A 19,347-nucleotide genomic window follows, 5' to 3' on the forward strand; every position below is an offset into this window, starting at 1 on the left:
CCAATCAGCGCAAATCCGGCTCGGGCAACCTCATCACCCCCCGCACCACCAAATCCTGAATAAACCCCAACCAATCCTGCTGCTGCCCCTTATCCGCCAGATCCTCCCCCAGAAACGAACTCAGGGTATGCCGGTTGGAATTATAGAAATAACACAGCGAGGCGATCATCAAATACACATGCTTGATGTCCAGCACCTCGCGAAACAGCCCCTGGGCCTGACCCGCTTCAATGATCGGCCGCAACACCCCGACCGCTTCCCCCGACAACCGCCGCAATTCGCTGGACTGCTGTGCATGCTTGCCGTTGTGCAGGTTTTCATTGCTCAGGATCGCGACGAATTCCGGGTGCTTGACGTAGTAATGCCAGACGAACGCGACCAAATCCTGCAACGCCACCAGCGGCTGGCTCAGGTCCAGTTTCAATCGGCTTTCGGCCTTGTTGAATTGCTCGTAGGTGTGTTCCAGCACGCAGATAAACAGCTGCTCCTTACTGCCGAAGTAGTAATAGAGCATGCGGTCGTTGGATTCGGCCTCCCGGGAAATGCTCTCGACCCGCCCTCCGGAATAGCCGTCGCGGGTGAACACTTTCACCGCCGCTTCGAGAATCCGTGTGCGGGTCTGCTGGGCCTGGGCGGCCCGGATACCGGTCTTCTTGTTCAACGTGCGGTCAACCTTGTGCCAGACAGAGTCGTAGCGAATGTAGCACGGTCCTTTCAGCGGTTCAGGCTTGGCGCCGATTCGCTGGCTTGCGGGTTTTCCATGACCTGCAGGATCGAGGCTTCCGGGTCGAAATCATCCTCTTCCAGCTCCATGAATTCTTCCGGCAGGAACACGTTGAGGATGATCGCGCACAACGCACCGACGGTGATCGGCGATTCAAAGATGTTGTGCAGCGCCAGCGGCAATTCCCGCAACACTTCCGGTACCGCCGCGATCCCGAGGCCCATGCCCAGGGAAATCGACACGATCAGCATGTTGCGCCGATGCAGGCCGGCTTCGGCGAGGATCTTGATCCCGGCCACCGCCACGGTGCCGAACATCACCAGCTCCGCGCCGCCGAGCACCGGTTTGGGCATCAGTTGCAGCACCGCGCCGATCATTGGGAACAGGCCCAGCAACACCAACAGGCCGGCAATGAAAAACGCGACGTAACGGCTGGCCACGCCGGTGAGCTGGATCACGCCGTTGTTCTGCGCGAAGGTGACCATCGGCATGCTGTTGAACACCGCGGCCATGGCCGAGTTGAGGCCATCAGCGAGCAGGCCGGACTTGATCCGGCGAATGTAGATCGGGCCTTTGACCGGTTGTCTGGAAATCATCGAGTTGGCGGTCAGGTCGCCGGCGGCTTCCAGCGGTGACACCAGGAAAATCACCGCCACCGGCACAAACGCCACCCAATCGAAGTTGAAGCCGTACTTGAACGGCACCGGCACGCTCACCAGCGGCACGGCGGGCAGGCTGGCGAAATCGACATCGCCCATCAGCCAGGCGACCACGTAGCCGAGGGTCAGGCCAATCACGATCGCGCCGAGGCGCAGGAACGGCACATCGACGCGGTTCAGCACCACGATGGTCCCTAATACCAATGCAGCCAACAGCAGATGATGGCTGGCGCCGAGGTCCGCCACGCCGAAGCCGCCAGCGATGTCGGTCATCGCGACTTTGATCAGCGACAGACCCATCAACGTGATGATCGTCCCGGTGACCACTGGGGTGATCAGCATCCGCAGCTTGCCGATGAACTGGCTCAGGACGACTTCGATGAACGCGGCGAAAAAGCACACGCCGAAGATCGTCGACAGGATCTCATCGGTGCCGCCACCCCTGGCCTTGACCATGAACCCGGCGCTGAGGATCACGCTGATAAAGGAAAAACTGGTGCCTTGCAGGCATAGCAAACCGGAACCCACCGGGCCGAAACGCCGCGCCTGAACGAAGGTGCCCAGGCCGGAGACGAACAGCGCCATGCTGATCAGGTAGGGGATTTCGCTTTGCAACCCCAGCGCGCCGCCCATGATCAGGGTCGGGGTGATGATGCCGACGAAACTGGCGAGCACGTGTTGCAGGGCGGCGAAGACCGTGGCGGTCAGGTGAGGGCGGTCGTTGAGGCCGTAGATCAGGTCGGAACGGGGCTGGGGTTTTGCGTGTTCGGATGGGGTCACGAGGAAAGCGCCAGGGGCCGGGTCAGAAAATGGAGGCGCAGGATGCCAGAAAACTTGTCGACTTACACAAAACCCTGTGGGAGCGAGCCTGCTCGCGAAGGCGTCCTGTCAGCTGGCATCTCTATCAACTGATACATCGCTTTCGCGAGCAGGCTCGCTCCCACAAGGGGAATTTGCGGTGGGCTCAAGCAAACGCCGCCAACAAATCCTCTTCAAACGCCTTCTGCGCATCCCCCGGCACTTGCGCCCGATGCCGGGCCAGGTGAAATCCCACGTCAAAACTCATCTCTCCTACACGCACCGCCCGCAGCAACCCCTTGTCCTCCCAGCTATGAGCAAAGTGGCTCGGCAGATAACCGACATGCTTACCGGACAAAATAAACGCAAGCGTGCCTTCAACCTGCTCCGACCGCGCCGAACATAACTTCCCCTGAAACGGCTCATCACTGCGCAAAAACCGATACGGATGATCCACCCGGTCGCTCGCCTGCAACGCCTGATCATCCGGCGCCTCATTGCTGAACAATGGATGCCCCGGCGCGCAATACAAATGCTGGGTTTCGCTGAACAACTCCCGGTAGTCAAAAGCACTTTGCACCTGTGAGAAATATCCGATCGCCAGGTCCAGCCGCTGTTGCAGCATCAGCCGCTCCATTTCCCCAGGCATGGCGCTGATCAACTCGATGCGCACCGACTCGTCCCGCTCGCGAAAGCGCCGGATCGCATCCGCCACCCGTTGCAGCACCGACTGATCGAGGGCTTCGGACAACCCCAAACGCACCTCGCCAATCAAACGTCCGGCGACGCCATTGGATTGATGACGAAAGGTTTCGATGGATTCAAACAGGCCACGGATGGCGATCAACAGTTGCTCGCCCTTGGGTGTGATGCGAAAACCGCCCTTGCCGCGACTGCACAGGCGATAACCGAGGCGGGTTTCGAGCTTGGCCATTTGCTGGCTGATGCTCGACTGGCTCAGCCCCAGTTCACCTTGCGCCGCACTGAAGCCCCCGCACTCGACCACGCTGACAAACAGCCGCAGCAATTGCAGGTCCAGATCATGCAGTTGGCCGAGCATCACATTACTCCCGGATAAAGTCAGGTTAACAAACTTGATATTTCACCAATGTATCCGAGGGCGCACGCTGCAACCACTCCAACTGGTCAGGTGTTTGTCATGGCTCCTCTCTCCAAGCTGTGTTTTCCCGCGCTGTTACTTGCCATGGCCGTGTCAGCCCAGGCCGAGGACAACGTCGTCAACCTCTACAGTTGGGCCGATTACGTGGCGCCCGAAACCCTGCAGAAATTCGAGCAGGAAACCGGTATTCATGTGCGCTACGACACCTTCGATGCGTCGGAAGTGCTGGAAACCAAATTGCTCACTGGCGGCAGCGGTTATGACGTAGTGGTGCCGTCCTCCAGTGTCCTGGCCCGTGGTTTGGCGGCCGGCGCATTGAAGGCGATTCCCCATGAAGGGCTCAAGGGTTACGCCAACCTCGATCCGGATTTGCTGGAAAAACTCGCGGCGGTCGATCCCGGCAATCGCTACGGCGTGCCGTACACGTGGGGCACGTTGGGCCTCGGGATGAATGTCGAGGCGGTGAAACAACGCTTGCCCGGCGTACCGCTCAACAGCCTGGATTTGCTGTTCAAGCCCGAATACGCCAGCAAGTTGAAAGACTGCGGGATTGCGATCATCGACTCACCACAGGAAGTGATCGGCCTGGCGCTGCATTACCTGGGTAAAGATCCCTACAGCACCGATCAGAAGGATCTGTCAGCCGCCGAGGCGTTGTTGCATCAGTTGCAGCCGAATGTGCTTTACGTCGCCAGCGGTCGGCAGATCAATGACCTCGCCAATGGCAGCGTGTGCCTGGCCCTGACTTACAACGGTGACGCGAGCATGGCCGCCGATCAGGCGCGCAAGGCCAACAAGCCTTACGAAGTGGCCTACCGGATTCCCAAGGAGGGCACGTTGGTGTGGCAGGACAACCTGGCGATTCCCAAGGATGCGCCGCACCCCGAAGCCGCTCGCCAGTTCATCGAATTCATGCTGCGCCCCGAGTCGGTAGCCGCGCTGACCAACACGCTGTTTTTCGCCACCGCCAACACCGCCGCGACGCCGCTGGTGGATGAAGCAGTGCGTACCGACCCGGATATCTACCCGCTGGCCGACGTTCGCGACCGTTTGTACGCCGACCGCAGCATGAGCCTCAAGGACATGCGCCAGCGCACTCGCCTCTGGACCACTTTCCGTAGCCGCCAATAATAAGGAACTCACCATGGATGTCCCTGTGCAAAACGACCAGGCCATGACCCGCGACAGCCTCTACGGGACTGCCGCCGAAAGCACCTACGCCGGTATTACCAGTTTCATGCGCCGGCGCTACAGCCGCGACTTGCGCGGGGTCGATGTGGCCGTCAGCGGCGTGCCGTTCGATACCGCCACCAGCAACCGCCCCGGCGCGCGTTTCGGACCGCGCGGGATTCGTGCGGCGTCCACCGGGATCGCCTGGGAACGCCACTGGCCGTGGACCTTCGACCCGTTCGATCACTTGGCGGTGATTGATTATGGCGATTGCGACTTCGACTACGGCACGCCGCAGTCGGTGCCGGAAAGCATCGAAGCCCACGCCGAGCACATCTTGAATGCCGGCAGCGCGATGCTCACGTTCGGTGGCGATCACTTCATCACCTATCCGCTGCTCAAGGCCCATGCGCGCAAACATGGCGCGTTGTCGCTGATCCACTTCGACGCCCACAGCGACACCTGGCCGGACGAGGAGGGCAAGCGTGTGGATCACGGCACGATGTTCTGGCACGCAGCGAAGGAGGGGCTGGTGGATCCGTCGCGTTCGGTGCAGATCGGTTTGCGCACCACCAACGACGATCACATCGGTTTTCAGGTGCTGGACGCGCGGCAGGTGCATCGGCAGGGTTGCGAGGCGATTGTCGAAGCGATTCGGGCGCGGGTCGGCGATAACCCGGTGTACCTGACGTTTGATATCGACTGCCTGGATCCGGCATTCGCTCCGGGCACTGGAACCCCGGTGTGCGGTGGTTTGAGCACGGTGCAGGCGCTGGAGATTCTCGGCGGCTTGCGCGGGATCAATCTGGTGGGGATGGACGTGGTCGAAGTCGCGCCGGCCTATGACAGCGCGGACATTACCTCGCTGGCGGCGGCGACGTTGGCGATGGAGATGCTGTGCCTGTATGCAGCGAAGCACAAAGTCGACAGGTAACCATGTGGGAGCGAGCCTGCTCGCGAAAGCGGTGGTTCAGTCAGCATCTCTGTTGAATGTTAAGCCGCCTTCGCGGGCAAGCCTCGCTCCTACAGGATCTCCACAGTCCCTGTAGGAGCGAGGCTTGCCCGCGAAGCTTTTTCAGGCCACCGGAATCTTCGGCAAATCCAGGGTCTCAACCCCGGTATACCGCGCCGCCGACCCGGCAATCATCACATGTGGCACACCCAGTTCCACAGCACTCGACGCATCCAGCCGCGCGAGTTGCTCATCACTCAACGCCACCTCCAATGCCCCCAACGTCGCATCCAGTTGCTCACGCGTCCGCGAACCCAGAATCGGAATCAGCGCCGTGGTCGACCGCTTGGCTTTCTCACGCAACCAGGCAATCGCCACATGCGTCGGGGTCGATTCCAGTTCGGCAGCCACCGCCAGCAAGGTATCGAGCAGGGCGGTTTCCCGGGCGCTTTTCTCGGCGTGGATCAGCATGCCGAGTTTGGCCGCGCGGTTGTTCTCGTCGTTGGTGCGGTACTTGCCGGTCAGGAAACCGCCACCCAGCGGTGACCACAAGGTTGCGGCCAAGCCAAGCGCTTCGGCCATCGGCAGCAATTCACGTTCGGCGGTGCGCTCAGCCAGGCTGTATTCGGTCTGGATCGCGGCAATCGGCGAGAAACCGCGCACTTCGGCCAGCACGTCAGCGCGAGCAATGCGCCAGGCCGGGAAGTTCGACAGACCGGTGTAGTGAATCTTGCCGGCGCGCACCAGATCATCGAAGCCGCGAAGGATTTCTTCCATCGGCGTGACGCCGTCCGTGATGTGCGCCCAGAACAGGTCGATATGATCGGTCTTGAGCCGCTTCAGACTCTCTTCCACAGAGCGAACCATGTTCTTGCGATTGTTGCCGGTGAAGGAAATGCCGGCAACCCGATCCGTGCCCATCGTGTATTTGGTGGCGATGACCAGACGATCTCGTTCTGCGGCGATGAACTCGCTGAGCATCACTTCGGACTGACCATTTTGATAACCGTTGGCGGTGTCGATGAAGTTGCCGCCGGCTTCCAGGTAGCCGTCGAAAATCCGCTTGGCTTCATCGCGCTCCGCGCCGTGGCCCCAACCGGTGCCGAAGTTGCCGGCGCCCAGCGCCAGTTCCGAAACCCGCAGGCCGGTTTTACGGCCGAAGACTTTGTAATGCATGGGATCACTCCTGAGGAAATACGCTTGGGTTAAATATAAATGATCATCGACATGTATTTAATATGATGCGAGTAATATCCAGCGTCAAGACGCTTTTTTCAGGGAGTGACCACCGGCGGTTTCGCTCCTGCCAGTTTCTGACAGCAGCCTTTGCTAAGCTGCGAGCACTTTTCCGCACTGAGTGCCGATCGTGTCGCGAACCACCCGATTACTGACCTTGCTGCAAGTGCTGCGAGGTAAAAGCCGTCCGGCGACCGCCGCAACCCTGGCCAGCGAGCTGGAGATTTCCGAACGCACGCTGTACCGCGACATCGCCGAACTGACGGCTCTCGGCGCGCCGATTTATGGCGAGGCGGGGATCGGCTACGTGTTGCGCAGCGGGCTGTTCCTGCCGCCATTGATGCTCAACGCCGACGAAACCGAAGCCATCGTGCTCGGTTTACGTTATGTCGATCAGCGTGGGGATGAGGTCCTGAGCAAAGCCGCAGCGGACGCGTTGGCCAAAATTGCCGCCGTATTGGCGCCTGAGGCGCTGGACGCCTTGCACAACCCGACGGTCTTGCCCGGCCCACCGGGATTCGGCTTTGCGCAAAACGCCGTGCCGTTGAATGTGTTTCGCCAGGCGATCCGCAATCAGGCCAAGCTGCACATCGATTATGCCGATGCCAATCAGGTGCCGACCCAGCGCCTGATCTGGCCGCTGGCCCTGGGGTTTCTCAACGAGGTGCGGATCATCGTTGCCTGGTGTGAATTGCGCGGCGCCTACCGGACCTTTCGCACCGACCGTATTTCTGCCGCAAGCGAGCAGGGCGAACGTTATCCGGGCCGTCGCAGCGACTTGCTGCGCACCTGGCGCAAGCAGATGCAACTGGACGAAACCGGGCGGTTCACTCCTGACAAGAACTGACACAGACGTGTCTTAACATGGCTCCAGAATCAAACAACAAGGAGCCTTCAACATGTCTAATCCAGCCACTTCACTGGCACCGGCCATCGCCGATTACATCGCCGCCGCCAACGCCCGTGACACCTCGCGGGTCGCCAGTTTTTTCGCTGAGGACGCCAACGTCTTCGATGAAGGCGAGCATCAGGTCGGCACCCAGGCCATCGCGCAATGGATGCAAGACACCGCGCAACGCTACCAGCCTCGGGTCGAAGTGCTCGACGTGCAACTGCGCACCGGCAAGGTGCTGGTGCACAACCTGATTTCCGGGACGTTTCCCGGTAGCCCGTTGGAACTGCGCTACACGTTCCGCCTGAACGAACACGGCAAGATCGCGCGGTTGGATATCTCCCTCTGACATCCGCCACTTAACCCTGTGGGAGCGGGCTTGCTCGCGAAAGCGTCGTATCAGTCGACATCAATATTGACTGACCCACCGCTTTCGCGAGCAAGCCCGCTCCCACATGGGGATATTTGTGGTGTTTCAAATAATCGGGCGGCTGGCATACTGCGTGGCTTCAGACCTGAAGCGCGGCCCTCATGACTTTCGACTCCCCGTTAAGCGCTTGGCAATACGCCGTTGAACAGAAGGGCTTCGTCCAGGACGAGGCTCAGGAACATGCCGTCTGGGCCCTGCAAAAGTGTCACGAAGCCTTGCACGAGGCGCACAAGTCGATCACTGGCGTTTACCTTTGGGGCCCGGTCGGTCGTGGCAAGACCTGGTTGATGGATCAGTTCTACGAAAGCCTGCGGGTGCCTGCCCGGCGCCAGCACTTCCACCATTTCATGGGTTGGGTGCATCAGCGTTCGTTCCAACTGACCGGCACCGCTGACCCGCTCAAAGCCCTGGCCCAAGAGTTGGCCCACGAAGTCCGGGTGTTGTGTTTCGATGAGTTGTTCGTCAACGACATCGGCGACGCGATCATTCTCGGCCGCTTGTTCCAGGTGATGTTCGAAGAAGGCGTGGTGGTGGTCAGCACCTCCAACCAGCCGCCGGATCAACTGTATGCCGATGGCTTCAATCGCGACCGTTTTACCCCTGCCATCGAGGCGATCAAGCAGCACATGCAAGTAATCGCGGTGGATGGCGGGGAAGATCATCGCCTGCATCCCGGCACGGCGTTGCAGCGGTATTGGGTCGGGGCACTCGATCAGCCCAGCGGCCTGGCCGAAGCGTTCAAGGCCCTGACCGCTGGCCAGTCGGTATCCAGTGATCCGATCCAGGTTGGTTACCGTAGCGTCCACGTGGTGCAGGCCAGTGCCACGGTGCTTTGGTGTCGCTACGCCGACCTGTGCGAGCAACCTTTTGCCGCCATGGACTTCATGGCCCTGTGCGACACCTTCAGCGCTATCCTGATGAGTGAAGTGCCCAACCTCAGCGCGCAAAAACGCGACGGGCGGATTGCCCGGGGCACGGAAGACGGGGTGGAACGGGTGGTGGCCGGCGACCGCGAGCTGCCGCAGTTGTCGGTACACGATGACGGCGTGCGGCGCTTCATCGCGCTGGTGGACGAATGCTACGACCGTAAGGTGCCGCTGTACCTCGAAGCCCGGGTGCCGATGGACGCCTTGTACACCGAGGGTTACCTGGAATTCCCGTTCCGCCGCACCCTCAGCCGTTTGCAGGAAATGCAGCTGCAACGCTTTGCCGACGCTTGAGCACCAGGAGGAGCGACGATGAATCAGCCTCTGTCTCACCACTTGCTGACCATGGCCTACCAGAACGCCTGGGCCAATCATCGACTGGCCAAGGCCTGGGGCCAGTTGAGCGCGTCGGAATTGGCGGCGCCGCGTGTCAGTTTTTTCCCGAGCCTCTGTGCGACCCTCAATCACATTCTGACCTGTGACTGGTTCTACGTGGACGCACTGGAGCGCGAGTTGCGCGGTGATGTGCCGCATCCCGATTGCTACGTGTTTTTCAAGGATGAACAACCGTTCACGGACGCCGATGACCTCAAGCACGAGCAGGCCAGCGTGGACCGACGGCTGATTGCTTATTGCGAACAACTGCGTGACGCGGATCTCGGGCAGATGGTGACCATCGCCCGGGATACGCCGCAACACGACAGCCGTTTACGCATGCTTTCTCATCTGTTTGAACACCAGATTCATCACCGTGGGCAGGTTCACGCCATGCTCAGCGGCACATCAGTCAAACCGCCGCAACTGGACGAGTTTTTTTGCGCTGGGGAGGCGGGGTTGCGGGCGAAGGATTTTGCCGAGTTGGGTTGGACTGAAGAGTTGGTGTGGGGCCACTGAGATCAAAAGATCGCAGCCTTCGGCAGCTCTTACGCGCCTGTGGGCGCCGCCGAAGGCTGCGATCTTTTGATCTTGCCCCGGTTGTCCCCGCGCCACCATCACGCTAATGTCCGTGGCCAATTTGATGTGTGATCGAGGGTGGAAATGGAATCCGCAGAAATACTTGTCCTTCAAGCCAGCTACACCAACCCGGTGCATGCCGAGGCTATTTGCCTGGTGTTGAACAGCTATGCCGAAGACCCGATGGGCGGCGGCGAACCGCTGGACGCCGAAGTCCTGCGGCAACTGCCGGCGGAACTGGCCAAGCGATCCTTTGCGTTCAGCGTGTTGGCGTTCGTCGGCGGCGAACCGGCGGGGCTGGTCAATTGCTTTGAAGGCTTTTCGACCTTTGCCTGCCGGCCACTGGTCAACGTGCACGATGTGGCGGTGGTGCCGAAATTTCGCGGCCTGGGGCTGAGCCAGAAAATGCTGCAAAAGGTCGAAGACATCGCCCGCCAGCGCGGTTGCTGCAAGATCACCCTCGAAGTCCTGGAAGGCAATGACGTCGCCCAGGCGTCCTATGCCAAGTTCGGTTTTGCCCCGGCATGTTTGATCCAGCCCATGGGCGCATGCTGTTCTGGATCAAGGCGTTGTAAATCCCGGACATAAAAAAGGGCGTCCATCAGGACGCCCGAAGTGTCAGCTCTGACGGCGGAGCAGGGGCCGTCAGAGGTCCATGGGTTCAGGGTTTGTAATATTCGGTCACTTGCGCGGTTTGATCGTCCGGGACCCGCAGCTCATGGCTTTGTCGTTGATCGGTCTGGCTTTGCGCCGTGTGGACCGGAAAGTTGTCCCAATGATGCTTCATCCGCTCTGCGCCGCCTTCGGCAAACGCGCTGGCGGAACCGACAAGCAGCAGGCCGGCGAAGATCAGGCTGACTCGTTTCATGGTGTATCTCCCACTAAGAATGACGGGGTGCCTTTCATCCGTGATTCAAGGGCGTGGGCGCAGTATCGGCAGAGTTCATTAAGCCGGGGTTAACCGGGATCAACCTGTGGGAGCGGGCTTGCTCGCGAAGGGGGTGTGTCAGCCAGCATTTATTTGAATGACACACCGCTTTCGCGAGCAAGCCCGCTCCCACAGTGGATCTTTGGTGTACATCAGTACTGCGTTCGACGCAGATCCCTGTGAGAGTGAGCAAGCTCACTCCCTCGGTAGATTGCGGTTACAGCTCAGAGTTTCCAGTCCAGGCTCAACGTCACCGTGCGCGGGTCGCCCCAGAACACGCCGTTGTAGAAGCCGACGTTGTCGTAATACTTTTTGTCGAACAGGTTATCCACGTTCAGCGAGGCCGACAGGTGCTTGTCGAACTCATAACGCGACATCAACTTGACCACGGTGTAGGCGCCTTGGCGGATCTTCGCGTTTTCAGTGATCAGGTCTCCCTGGGCGTCCCGACCGATCGGGCGATTGGAATTGCCCCAGATATCGCTCTGCCAGTTCACCGCACCGCCGACGGTCAGCGCGTGCCAGTCGCCGGGCAGGCGATAGGCCGTGGACAGCCGCAGCATGTTCAACGGTTCATTGGTGTTCGCGCGCTGCTTATCGCCGTTCGCCGCGTGGGTGTAGGTGTAGCCGGCGGTCATGTTCCAGTCGGTCATGACTTCGCCGGAGACTTCGACTTCGAAGCCCTGGACTTTCTGCCCCTTGCCCCCGGATTTATAGAACTGTTCACCCGTCAGCGGGTCTTGCGGCACCGAGTCGTCGAGCTCGGCGACGTTATCCTGCTTGCTCCAGAACAACGCCGTGGCGACGTTCAGTCGTTCGTCCAGCAAGCTGCCCTTCAGACCGAGTTCATAGTTGCTGCCGACCACCGGTTCCAGGTATTTGCGGTTGGCGTCGCGATTGTCCTGAGGCTTGAAAATGTCGGTGTAGCTGACGTAGACGGTGTACTCGGGCGTGAGGTCGTAGAGCAATCCGGCATACGGCGTCCAGATATCGCTTTGTTGCTGGGCAGTGATTTCGACGCCGGTCAGTTGCAGGTTTTTATCGTAGCTGTAGTTCTTGTTCGAGGTTTTCCAGCTGCCATATCGGCTGCCGAGTACCGCGTGAAAGCGGTCCGTCAGATTCAGGCGCGTGGCCAGGTAGCCCGCCTTTTGCCGGGTGCTGTCCGATGCACCGGTGAGACTGGTGACGGTGTCGGGAAATTTGGCGATGCCGCCCATGTATTTCCAGTCGGGGATGTTGCCGTAGCCCGCAGGCACGGCGCCGCCCACGGTGTGGGGTGATTCCGAGCTGCGCTCCGCCTCGCCGTAGCCGAACATCAGTTCATGCTCCCGCCCGAACAGCGCATAAGGACCGGCCACGTTGATGTCATAGGTGTCCATTTTCTGCGTGCCGAGCATGTGGCTGCTGTAAGCACTCATGCCGCTGCGGTCGTCATTCGGGAAGCCACCGCCGCCGTAGTAGACCTTGCCGTCGGTATCGCTGTCGCGGTGGGTGTAGGCCGCTTTCAGGTGCCAGCCGCCGCCCAGTTGCTGGTCGAGGTTGGCGAAAGCGGTCTTGTCCTTCAGCGGCCAGGAACTCCACGACGTCGCCATGTGGGTCGAACGCCCCAGGTTGGCCTTGCCACCGGACGAGTTCCAATACGGCACCGTGCCCCAGGACGTGCCCTGGACCTGTTTATCCTGATAGTCGTAACCCACCGCCAGCAGCGTGTCGTCGGTGAGATCGGCTTCCAGCACGCCGTAACCGACTTCCCGTTGCAACTGGTAGTGATCGCGGAACGACTGACTGTCGCGATAGGCCAGCACGCTGCGCCCGCGCAAACGCCCGTCGAACGCCAATGGGCCGCCGATGTCCACGTAGCTGTAGTAATCGTCATAGCTGCCGCCGCTGACGCCGGTCTGGGCTTGCCATTGCGCGGTCGGTCGCTTGCGCACCATGTTGATGGTGGCCGATGGGTCGCCCGCGCCGGTGGTCAACCCGGTAGCGCCGCGAACCACTTCGATGCGGTCGTAGATGATGGTGTCGGAATCGGACTTCATGCGCCCGAAGGTGTTGAGCATGCCATCAATCTGGAAGTTGTTGATCTCGTAGCCACGGGACGAATAGCTCACACGGTCCGAGTCGTTGTGCTGGACCACCACGCCCGTGGTCTGGCTCATGGCTTCGGAGAGGGTGCCGAGCTTGAAGTCGTCCATTTGCTGGCGAGTGACCACGGACACCGATTGTGGGGTTTCCTTGATCGACAGGTTCAGCCGCGTGGCGGTGCTCATGGCGCCGGTGGTGTAGGACTCGGTATTTTCGGTGGTGCTGCCCAAGCCTTCGGCGGTGACGCTGGTGCTGGCGAGTTCCAGCGCACTGGTGGCCGGATCCTTGTCGGGGTCGGTTTCGGCCAGCAAATCCGGGCTCAAGGCTGCACTGCACAGCCCAAGGGTCAAGGTCATGGAACGGGTGATAGGCGCGAACATCGCAGCCGACTCCTTGTCTTCGAGGGAAAAATTCCGTTTGCTCAAAGACGAAGGGGAGCGGGGGGATTTAGCGTTAAACGAGAATAATTGTCATCTCTGGATGTTTCGGCGCGCAAAAAAATGTGGGAGCGGGCTTGCTCGCGAAGAGGTCGGCAGCTTCAACATCAATGTTGAATGTGCTGGCACCTTCGCGAGCAGGCTCGCTCCCACATGGGGGTTTTGCGCTGTTACTGCTTGACGACCGCTGGCACTTCCGTCACGGCAGCCTTGGGTTTCATCAGGCTGAAGTCGATCAGCGGACGCTGCTGACGCTCGTACGGGTTGCCGATCAGCAACGGTCGTGGCTTGAAGCTGTCGCTGACCAGGCTCTTGCTGTGGTCCAGTTCATCGAAACTCAGGCCCGCCATGTCGGCCCAGGTGTGGATCAACTGCGAGCTGCTGTAAGGGCGGCTCAGGTCGGCGGCAAAATTCCAGTCGTGGGTGTCACGCCATTTCGGCGAAGCCCAGGCCATGAACGGAATGGTGTACATCGGCGCCGTCGGTTTGTTCTCGTTACGCCCCAGGGTGTTGTGGCCCGGGGAGTCGAAGACGTCTTCGCCGTGGTCGGAGAGGTACATCAGGAAGCCGTTCGGATCGGCCTTGGCGTAATCCTTGATCAGGCTCGACACCACGAAGTCGTTGTACAGCACCGCGTTGTCATAGCTGTTGTAGGTCGGCACTTCGGCGTCTTTTACGCCGGCCGGAACCCCGGTGCGGTCGTTGAACTTGTCGAAGGTCGGCGGGTAACGGTACTGGTAGCTCATGTGCGTACCGAGCAGATGCACGACGATCAGCTTGTGCGCCGCCGGATCACTCAGGGCCTTGTTGAACGGCTCGATCACGTCGCCATCGTACTGGGCGGCGTTCTGGTTGCGGTTGTTGTTCAGGTACACCTGCTCGTCAGCCTGTTCGGAGAACGTGGTGAGCATGGTGTTGCGCTTGGTCATGGTCTGCTGGTTGGTGATCCAGAAGGTCTTGTAGCCTGCCTGTTTCATCATGCTGACCAGCGACGGCGTCGTCAGGTACAGGTCCGGGTTCTCTTCGTCGGCGAAGGTCAGCACCTGTTGCAACGCCTCGATGGTGTAGGGGCGCGGGGTGATGACGTTATTGAAGACCGCCAGTTGATCCTTGAGCTTGTCCAGTTCCGGCGTGGTCTCGCGATTGTAGCCGTAAAGGCTCATGCGCTGACGGTTGGTGGACTCGCCGATCACCAGCACCAGGGTCGACGGTTGGTCGGCCATGGTGTTCTTGAGGTTTTTCAGCGGCGCGATCTTGCTCGCACTGTCGAGCATGTCTTGCATGCCGGCCAGGGTGTCGAGGTAACGGTGATACGCCACGGCCATCTGCCAAGGCACGGCTGGCTCGATACGGGTTTCGAATTTCTCGAAGCCGCCGGCAAGGCTGCCGGTGCGGGCGGTTTGCTTGATCAGCGGATAACCGACAACGGCCACCAGGATGGCGGTTGCCGCGACCAGCGCTCGTCCGCGCGGCATGTACACCGGGCGCAGGCGGGTCCACAGGAAGTAGGCGAACGCGGTGTGAGCGAGGAACGCCGCCACCATCCACCAGGCAAAGTACTGGGTCATGTACTCGCCGGCTTCAGAGATGTTCGACTCGAACATGATGAAGATGACGCTCTGGGAAAACTCCTGCTGATAGATGAAGAAGTAGCCCAGGCTGGCCATCGAACAGGCCCACAGCACGACGCCGATCAGCGCGGCCATGAGGCGGGTGCGCTTGGGGAACAGCAGCATCGGCGCCAGCCAGATGGCACTCATCACAAACGCCTGGCGAAACCCGGTGAAACCGGAGGTGCCTGTCAGTTGGATCAGCAGCTGGGTAATGCCGGAGAAGTACCAGAAGAATACAAATAGCCAGATGAACCCGGCCCAATCGAAACCTGTCGCAGACGTTTTGCTGCGTTTGAGCAATGCCATTAAGTACGTACTCCCACCGGCGTCATGGAGTCACCGGCGTCATCAAACGAACCCACGAGAAACCGCTGCCCGAGAACCGAACAGCCACAAGGATCGGGAGTATCGCTAGGGGGATGTGAAAACTTTGTGAGTTTCGTTCAGGAACGCGACAGGAAGCGCAGGCGTCGATGGCATTTCATGTGGGAGCGGGCTTACTCGCGAATGCCTCCGGTCAGTCAGCATTTGTATAGCTGACACACCGCTTTCGCGAGCAAACCCGCTCTCACAGGGGATGGCGGGGGTACTGAGGGGGAATCAGGCGCTAAGCGAGGGCATCGGTTGCCCGGAGAGTTGAGCCTGTTGCTGCAACAATTGCCTGAGCTGGGCCACCTGAGTCTTCAAGGTGTCACGCTCATCTTTCAATTGGCGCAGTTCATCACGACGAATCGTGACGTAGAGAGTTTGTGGGGGACGTGCGGTAACGATTGTGTCCATTGCTCACCTCGCAAATGGCCTGCATCAACTGTGGTTGTGCCGTTCTTGCGAGCGACATAAACACTATCGGCACCGATTTTGATTTCTTTTGCCCATGATGGGAACTTTTTTATTTTTCATGGTCGGTGTGTCTTCAACACGATTCCCGACGTTATCAGTGTGAATCGGGCACAATGCCCGGAAACTTCATCCCGGCGCTCTGGACTAACCCACATTAGTCGCGTTGGGCTATAACCTTTGACACACATTATTTGCAGTAAGGAGCATCAGCACATGCAACTCGGGATTATTGGACTGGGCCGCATGGGCGGTAATATTGCGCGGCGCCTGATGCTCAACGGGCATACCACCGTTGTTTACGACCGCAATACCGCCTTCGTCGAGAACCTGGCCGAAGAAGGCTCCACCGGCGTTGCCGACCTGCCGGCGCTGGTCGCAGGCCTGGCCAAACCGCGTGCGATCTGGGTCATGCTGCCGGCCGGCGCACCGACCGAAGACACCATCGACACCCTGAGCAGCCTGCTCGAAGCCGGCGATACCATCATCGACGGCGGCAACACCTTCTATAAAGATGACATCCGCCGGGCCAAGACCCTGTCGGAAAAAGGCCTGCACTACATCGACGTCGGCACCTCCGGCGGCGTCTGGGGCCTGGAACGCGGTTACTGCATGATGATCGGCGGTGACGCCGAGACCGTGAAGCGCCTTGATCCGCTGTTTGAAAGCCTGGCCCCGGGCCTGGGCGACATCCCGCGCACCAAGGACCGCAAGTCCGACGACGATCGCGCCGAACGTGGCTACATCCACGCCGGCCCCGCAGGCTCTGGCCATTTCGTGAAGATGATCCATAACGGCATCGAATACGGAATGATGCAGGCCTTCGCCGAAGGTTTTGACATCCTCAAGACCAAATCCAGCGAAAACCTGCCGGAAGACCAGCGTTTCGACCTGAACGTCGCTGACATCGCCGAAGTCTGGCGTCGTGGCAGCGTGGTGTCGTCGTGGTTGCTTGACCTGACCGCCGATGCCCTGGCCAGCGACCCGAAACTCGACGGTTACTCAGGCTCCGTGGCTGACAGCGGTGAAGGTCGCTGGACCATCGAAGCCGCCATGGAGCAATCGGTGCCGGTGCCTGTGCTGTCGAACTCGCTGTTCTCGCGCTACCGTTCCCGCGGCCAAGGCACCTTTGGCGACAAAATTCTCTCGGCCCAGCGCTTCGGCTTCGGCGGCCATGTGGAGACATCGAAAAAATGAGTAATACGATCCGCAGGAAATCCAAGGCAGAACCCGCACCACCGACCACGCTGTTCCTGTTCGGTGCCCATGGTGATCTGGTCAAGCGTCTGTTGATGCCGGCCCTGTACAACCTCAGTCGCGACGGCCTGCTTGGCGATGGACTGCGGATCATCGGCGTTGACCACAACGCCATCAGCGATGAAGCCTTCGCGCAGAAGCTCGAAGACTTCATTCGCACCGAAGCGGCCGCCAAGATCGGCAAGGGCGATGCAGCCCTTGATCCGGACTTGTGGGCCAAATTGGCCAAAGGCATCAGCTACGTCCAGGGCGACTTCCTGGACGACAGCACCTATCAAGCCCTGGCGGCAAAAATCGCCGACAGCGGCACTGGCAATGCGGTGTTCTACCTGGCCACCGCGCCACGTTTCTTCAGTGAAGTGGTGCGCCGACTCGGCAGCGCCGGCTTGCTCGAAGAAACCCCGGAAGCTTTCAGAAGGGTGGTGATCGAAAAACCGTTCGGCTCCGACCTGCAAACCGCCGAAGCCTTGAACGCATGCTTGCTCAAGGTCATGTCGGAAAAGCAGATCTACCGGATCGATCACTATCTGGGCAAGGAAACCGTGCAGAACATTCTGGTCAGCCGGTTCTCCAACAGCCTGTTCGAAGCATTCTGGAACAACCATTACATCGACCACGTGCAGATCACCGCCGCCGAAACCGTCGGCGTGGAAACCCGTGGCAGTTTTTACGAGCACACCGGCGCCTTGCGGGACATGGTGCCCAATCACCTGTTCCAGTTGCTGGCGATGGTGGCCATGGAACCGCCGGCCGCGTTTGGCGCCGATGCGGTACGTGGCGAAAAAGCCAAAGTGGTCGGCGCGATCCGCCCATGGTCGGTTGAAGATGCGCGGGCCAACTCGGTGCGCGGCCAGTACGCCGCTGGCGAAGTCGATGGCAAGCCATTGGCCGGTTACCGCCAGGAAGGCAACGTGGCGCCGGACAGCAACACCGAAACCTACGTCGCGCTGAAAGTCATGATCGACAACTGGCGCTGGGTCGGCGTGCCGTTCTACCTGCGCACCGGCAAGCGCATGAGCGTGCGCGACACCGAGATCGTCATCTGCTTCAAACCGGCGCCGTACGCGCAGTTCCGCGACACCGAAGTCGAGGAGTTGCAGCCGACCTATCTGCGGATCCAGATCCAGCCCAACGAAGGCATGTGGTTTGACCTGCTGGCCAAGCGGCCGGGGCCGGCGCTGAAGATGGCCAACATCGAGCTGGGGTTCGCCTACAAGGACTTCTTCGAGATGCAGCCGTCCACCGGCTACGAAACCCTGATCTACGATTGCCTGACCGGCGACCAGACGCTGTTCCAGCGCGCTGACAACATCGAGAACGGCTGGCGCGCCGTGCAGCCGTTCCTCGACGCCTGGCAGCAGGACGCGAGCGTCGAGAGCTACCCGGCGGGAGAGAACGGCCCACAAGCCGCCGAAGACCTGCTGACCCGTGACGGTCGCGTCTGGCACAGCCTCGGATGAGTGAAGCGCTGAAACAACCCATCCGTTTTCTGCTAAGTGACATGGACGGCACCTTGCTGCTGCCCGATCACAGCCTCAGCCAGCGGACCATCGACGCGGTTCGCGCATTGCGTGAGGCCGGCGTGCTGTTCAGCCTGGCTACCGGCCGGCCGCCGAAAGCCATGTTGCAGCAGATCGAAGCCCTGGGCGTGGACCTTCCGACCGCTGCGTTCAATGGCGGCACCATCGTCAACCCGGACGGCAGTTTGCTGGTCGCGCATTATTTGCCGGCCACCGCTGCGCTGACCGCACTGGCGCTGTTCGCTGATCGGCCAGACATCGAAATCTGGGTGTTCAGTGGCGGCGACTGGCTGCTGAAAGATCCGAACGGCCCGATGGTGCCTCGTGAACAGCACGGTCTGGGTTATCCGCCGGTGGTGGTCGAGAGTTTTGAGCCGTATCTGGAACACATCGACAAGATCGTCGCCACCAGCAACAACACTGACCTGTTGATCGAACTCGAAGCGCTGTTGCTGCCCAAGGTTGAAGGCCAGGCCCAGGTGTCCCGTTCACAGCCGATTTACCTCGACGTGACCGCGATGCAAGCCAACAAGGGCGCGGCGCTGGCGACACTGGCCGAGTTTCTCGGCGTGCCGCTGGAGCAGACCGCCGCACTGGGCGACGGCGGCAATGACCCGGCGATGTTCCATCGCGCCGGCTTGTCGATTGCCATGGGCCAGGCGGAGGAAGCGGTGAAACGCCAGGCCGATGTGGTCACCGGTGCCAACACCGAAGACGGCGCGGCGCAGGCGATTGAGAAGTACATTCTCCCCCAATAACACCCCATTCACCCTGTGGGAGCGGGCTTGCTCGCGAAAGCGGTATGTCAT

Annotated in this window: 17 protein-coding genes and 1 pseudogene; 10 read left to right on the top strand and 8 right to left on the bottom strand. The window is 60.3% G+C overall.

What is annotated here, in order from left to right; all coding sequences use genetic code 11:
* Positions 1 to 4: 4 nt before the first annotated feature.
* The 3 genes from LOY68_RS15420 to LOY68_RS15435 all read right to left on the bottom strand — a co-directional run bounded on the left by LOY68_RS15420 (position 5) and on the right by LOY68_RS15435 (position 3,241).
* Positions 5 to 661, bottom strand: coding sequence for a TetR/AcrR family transcriptional regulator (locus LOY68_RS15420; RefSeq protein ID WP_265045627.1), 657 nt, complete (start codon positions 659 to 661; stop codon positions 5 to 7).
* Positions 662 to 714: 53 nt separating this feature from the next.
* Positions 715 to 2,163 carry a nucleobase:cation symporter-2 family protein gene (locus LOY68_RS15425; RefSeq protein WP_265045628.1) on the bottom strand — a complete coding sequence of 483 codons (1,449 nt, stop codon included), beginning with the start codon at positions 2,161 to 2,163 and terminating at the stop codon, positions 715 to 717.
* A gap of 184 nt (positions 2,164 to 2,347) precedes the next feature.
* The gene (locus LOY68_RS15435; RefSeq protein ID WP_265045629.1) at positions 2,348 to 3,241 is read right to left on the bottom strand and encodes a LysR family transcriptional regulator; all 894 of its coding nucleotides are present in this window, start codon (positions 3,239 to 3,241) and stop codon (positions 2,348 to 2,350) included.
* Between the two features lie 99 nt (positions 3,242 to 3,340).
* On the opposite strand from LOY68_RS15435, the gene LOY68_RS15440 reads away from it, so the two are divergent.
* Positions 3,341 to 4,432, top strand: coding sequence for a polyamine ABC transporter substrate-binding protein (locus LOY68_RS15440; protein WP_265045630.1), 1,092 nt, complete (start codon positions 3,341 to 3,343; stop codon positions 4,430 to 4,432).
* Positions 4,433 to 4,445: 13 nt separating this feature from the next.
* Positions 4,446 to 5,405, top strand: coding sequence for an agmatinase (gene speB, locus LOY68_RS15445; RefSeq protein WP_163909996.1), 960 nt, complete (start codon positions 4,446 to 4,448; stop codon positions 5,403 to 5,405).
* Between the two features lie 141 nt (positions 5,406 to 5,546).
* On the opposite strand, the gene LOY68_RS15450 is transcribed toward speB, so the two are convergent.
* Positions 5,547 to 6,599, bottom strand: a complete 1,053-nt coding sequence (locus tag LOY68_RS15450; RefSeq protein WP_163909997.1) for an aldo/keto reductase — start codon at positions 6,597 to 6,599, stop codon at positions 5,547 to 5,549.
* A gap of 190 nt (positions 6,600 to 6,789) precedes the next feature.
* Here LOY68_RS15450 and LOY68_RS15455 point away from each other — a divergent pair, with 190 nt between their 5' ends.
* The 5 genes and pseudogenes from LOY68_RS15455 to LOY68_RS15475 all read left to right on the top strand — a co-directional run bounded on the left by LOY68_RS15455 (position 6,790) and on the right by LOY68_RS15475 (position 10,436).
* Positions 6,790 to 7,506 (top strand): helix-turn-helix transcriptional regulator, encoded by a 717-nt coding sequence (locus LOY68_RS15455; RefSeq protein ID WP_163909998.1) that lies wholly within the window; start codon positions 6,790 to 6,792, stop codon positions 7,504 to 7,506.
* A 52-nt stretch (positions 7,507 to 7,558) separates the two neighbouring features.
* Positions 7,559 to 7,900: a nuclear transport factor 2 family protein gene (locus LOY68_RS15460; protein WP_265045631.1), complete on the top strand. Its 342-nt coding sequence runs from the start codon at positions 7,559 to 7,561 to the stop codon at positions 7,898 to 7,900.
* Between the two features lie 182 nt (positions 7,901 to 8,082).
* Entirely contained in the window at positions 8,083 to 9,201 is a 1,119-nt protein-coding gene (zapE, locus tag LOY68_RS15465) for a cell division protein ZapE (RefSeq protein WP_265045632.1), read from the top strand.
* An 18-nt stretch (positions 9,202 to 9,219) separates the two neighbouring features.
* A complete protein-coding gene (locus tag LOY68_RS15470; RefSeq protein ID WP_265045633.1) occupies positions 9,220 to 9,801 on the top strand; it encodes a DinB family protein in 582 nt (193 codons plus the stop codon).
* Positions 9,802 to 9,945: 144 nt separating this feature from the next.
* Positions 9,946 to 10,436, top strand: a pseudogene (locus LOY68_RS15475) (GNAT family N-acetyltransferase).
* A gap of 86 nt (positions 10,437 to 10,522) precedes the next feature.
* Here LOY68_RS15475 and LOY68_RS15480 read toward each other — a convergent pair.
* From LOY68_RS15480 to LOY68_RS15495, 4 genes are all read right to left on the bottom strand, one after another.
* Positions 10,523 to 10,729 carry a hypothetical protein gene (locus LOY68_RS15480; RefSeq protein WP_054046333.1) on the bottom strand — a complete coding sequence of 69 codons (207 nt, stop codon included), beginning with the start codon at positions 10,727 to 10,729 and terminating at the stop codon, positions 10,523 to 10,525.
* Between the two features lie 284 nt (positions 10,730 to 11,013).
* The gene (locus LOY68_RS15485; RefSeq protein WP_265045634.1) at positions 11,014 to 13,254 is read right to left on the bottom strand and encodes a TonB-dependent siderophore receptor; all 2,241 of its coding nucleotides are present in this window, start codon (positions 13,252 to 13,254) and stop codon (positions 11,014 to 11,016) included.
* A gap of 227 nt (positions 13,255 to 13,481) precedes the next feature.
* Complete coding sequence (locus LOY68_RS15490; protein WP_265045635.1) at positions 13,482 to 15,230, bottom strand: phosphoethanolamine transferase CptA; 1,749 nt, start codon at positions 15,228 to 15,230, stop codon at positions 13,482 to 13,484.
* A gap of 294 nt (positions 15,231 to 15,524) precedes the next feature.
* Positions 15,525 to 15,704 (bottom strand): DUF6026 family protein, encoded by a 180-nt coding sequence (locus tag LOY68_RS15495; protein ID WP_054614859.1) that lies wholly within the window; start codon positions 15,702 to 15,704, stop codon positions 15,525 to 15,527.
* Positions 15,705 to 15,977: 273 nt separating this feature from the next.
* Between LOY68_RS15495 and gnd the strand changes: the two genes are divergently transcribed.
* The 3 genes from gnd to LOY68_RS15510 are packed head-to-tail and all read left to right on the top strand — an operon-like array spanning position 15,978 to position 19,296.
* Positions 15,978 to 16,958, top strand: a complete 981-nt coding sequence (gnd, locus tag LOY68_RS15500) for a phosphogluconate dehydrogenase (NAD(+)-dependent, decarboxylating) (protein ID WP_265045636.1) — start codon at positions 15,978 to 15,980, stop codon at positions 16,956 to 16,958.
* Positions 16,955 to 18,478, top strand: a complete 1,524-nt coding sequence (zwf, locus tag LOY68_RS15505; RefSeq protein WP_163910005.1) for a glucose-6-phosphate dehydrogenase — start codon at positions 16,955 to 16,957, stop codon at positions 18,476 to 18,478. Before gnd ends, zwf begins: the two co-directional genes overlap by 4 nt.
* A complete protein-coding gene (locus LOY68_RS15510) occupies positions 18,475 to 19,296 on the top strand; it encodes an HAD family hydrolase (RefSeq protein WP_163910006.1) in 822 nt (273 codons plus the stop codon). Before zwf ends, LOY68_RS15510 begins: the two co-directional genes overlap by 4 nt.
* The last annotated feature ends 51 nt before the right edge of the window (positions 19,297 to 19,347 follow it).

The organism is Pseudomonas sp. B21-053, assembly GCF_026016365.1.
In the GTDB taxonomy this organism is placed as follows: Bacteria; Pseudomonadota; Gammaproteobacteria; order Pseudomonadales; family Pseudomonadaceae; genus Aquipseudomonas; species Aquipseudomonas nunensis.

Coding starts and splice junctions, on each gene's coding strand:
- LOY68_RS15435 (WP_265045629.1), bottom strand. CDS start 3,241: ATGCTCGGCCAACTGCATGATCTGGACCTGCAATTGCTGCGGCTGTTT.
- LOY68_RS15440 (WP_265045630.1), top strand. CDS start 3,341: ATGGCTCCTCTCTCCAAGCTGTGTTTTCCCGCGCTGTTACTTGCCATG.
- speB (WP_163909996.1), top strand. CDS start 4,446: ATGGATGTCCCTGTGCAAAACGACCAGGCCATGACCCGCGACAGCCTC.
- LOY68_RS15450 (WP_163909997.1), bottom strand. CDS start 6,599: ATGCATTACAAAGTCTTCGGCCGTAAAACCGGCCTGCGGGTTTCGGAA.
- LOY68_RS15460 (WP_265045631.1), top strand. CDS start 7,559: ATGTCTAATCCAGCCACTTCACTGGCACCGGCCATCGCCGATTACATC.
- zapE (WP_265045632.1), top strand. CDS start 8,083: ATGACTTTCGACTCCCCGTTAAGCGCTTGGCAATACGCCGTTGAACAG.
- LOY68_RS15470 (WP_265045633.1), top strand. CDS start 9,220: ATGAATCAGCCTCTGTCTCACCACTTGCTGACCATGGCCTACCAGAAC.
- LOY68_RS15480 (WP_054046333.1), bottom strand. CDS start 10,729: ATGAAACGAGTCAGCCTGATCTTCGCCGGCCTGCTGCTTGTCGGTTCC.
- LOY68_RS15485 (WP_265045634.1), bottom strand. CDS start 13,254: ATGTTCGCGCCTATCACCCGTTCCATGACCTTGACCCTTGGGCTGTGC.
- LOY68_RS15490 (WP_265045635.1), bottom strand. CDS start 15,230: ATGGCATTGCTCAAACGCAGCAAAACGTCTGCGACAGGTTTCGATTGG.
- LOY68_RS15495 (WP_054614859.1), bottom strand. CDS start 15,704: ATGGACACAATCGTTACCGCACGTCCCCCACAAACTCTCTACGTCACG.
- gnd (WP_265045636.1), top strand. CDS start 15,978: ATGCAACTCGGGATTATTGGACTGGGCCGCATGGGCGGTAATATTGCG.
- zwf (WP_163910005.1), top strand. CDS start 16,955: ATGAGTAATACGATCCGCAGGAAATCCAAGGCAGAACCCGCACCACCG.
- LOY68_RS15510 (WP_163910006.1), top strand. CDS start 18,475: ATGAGTGAAGCGCTGAAACAACCCATCCGTTTTCTGCTAAGTGACATG.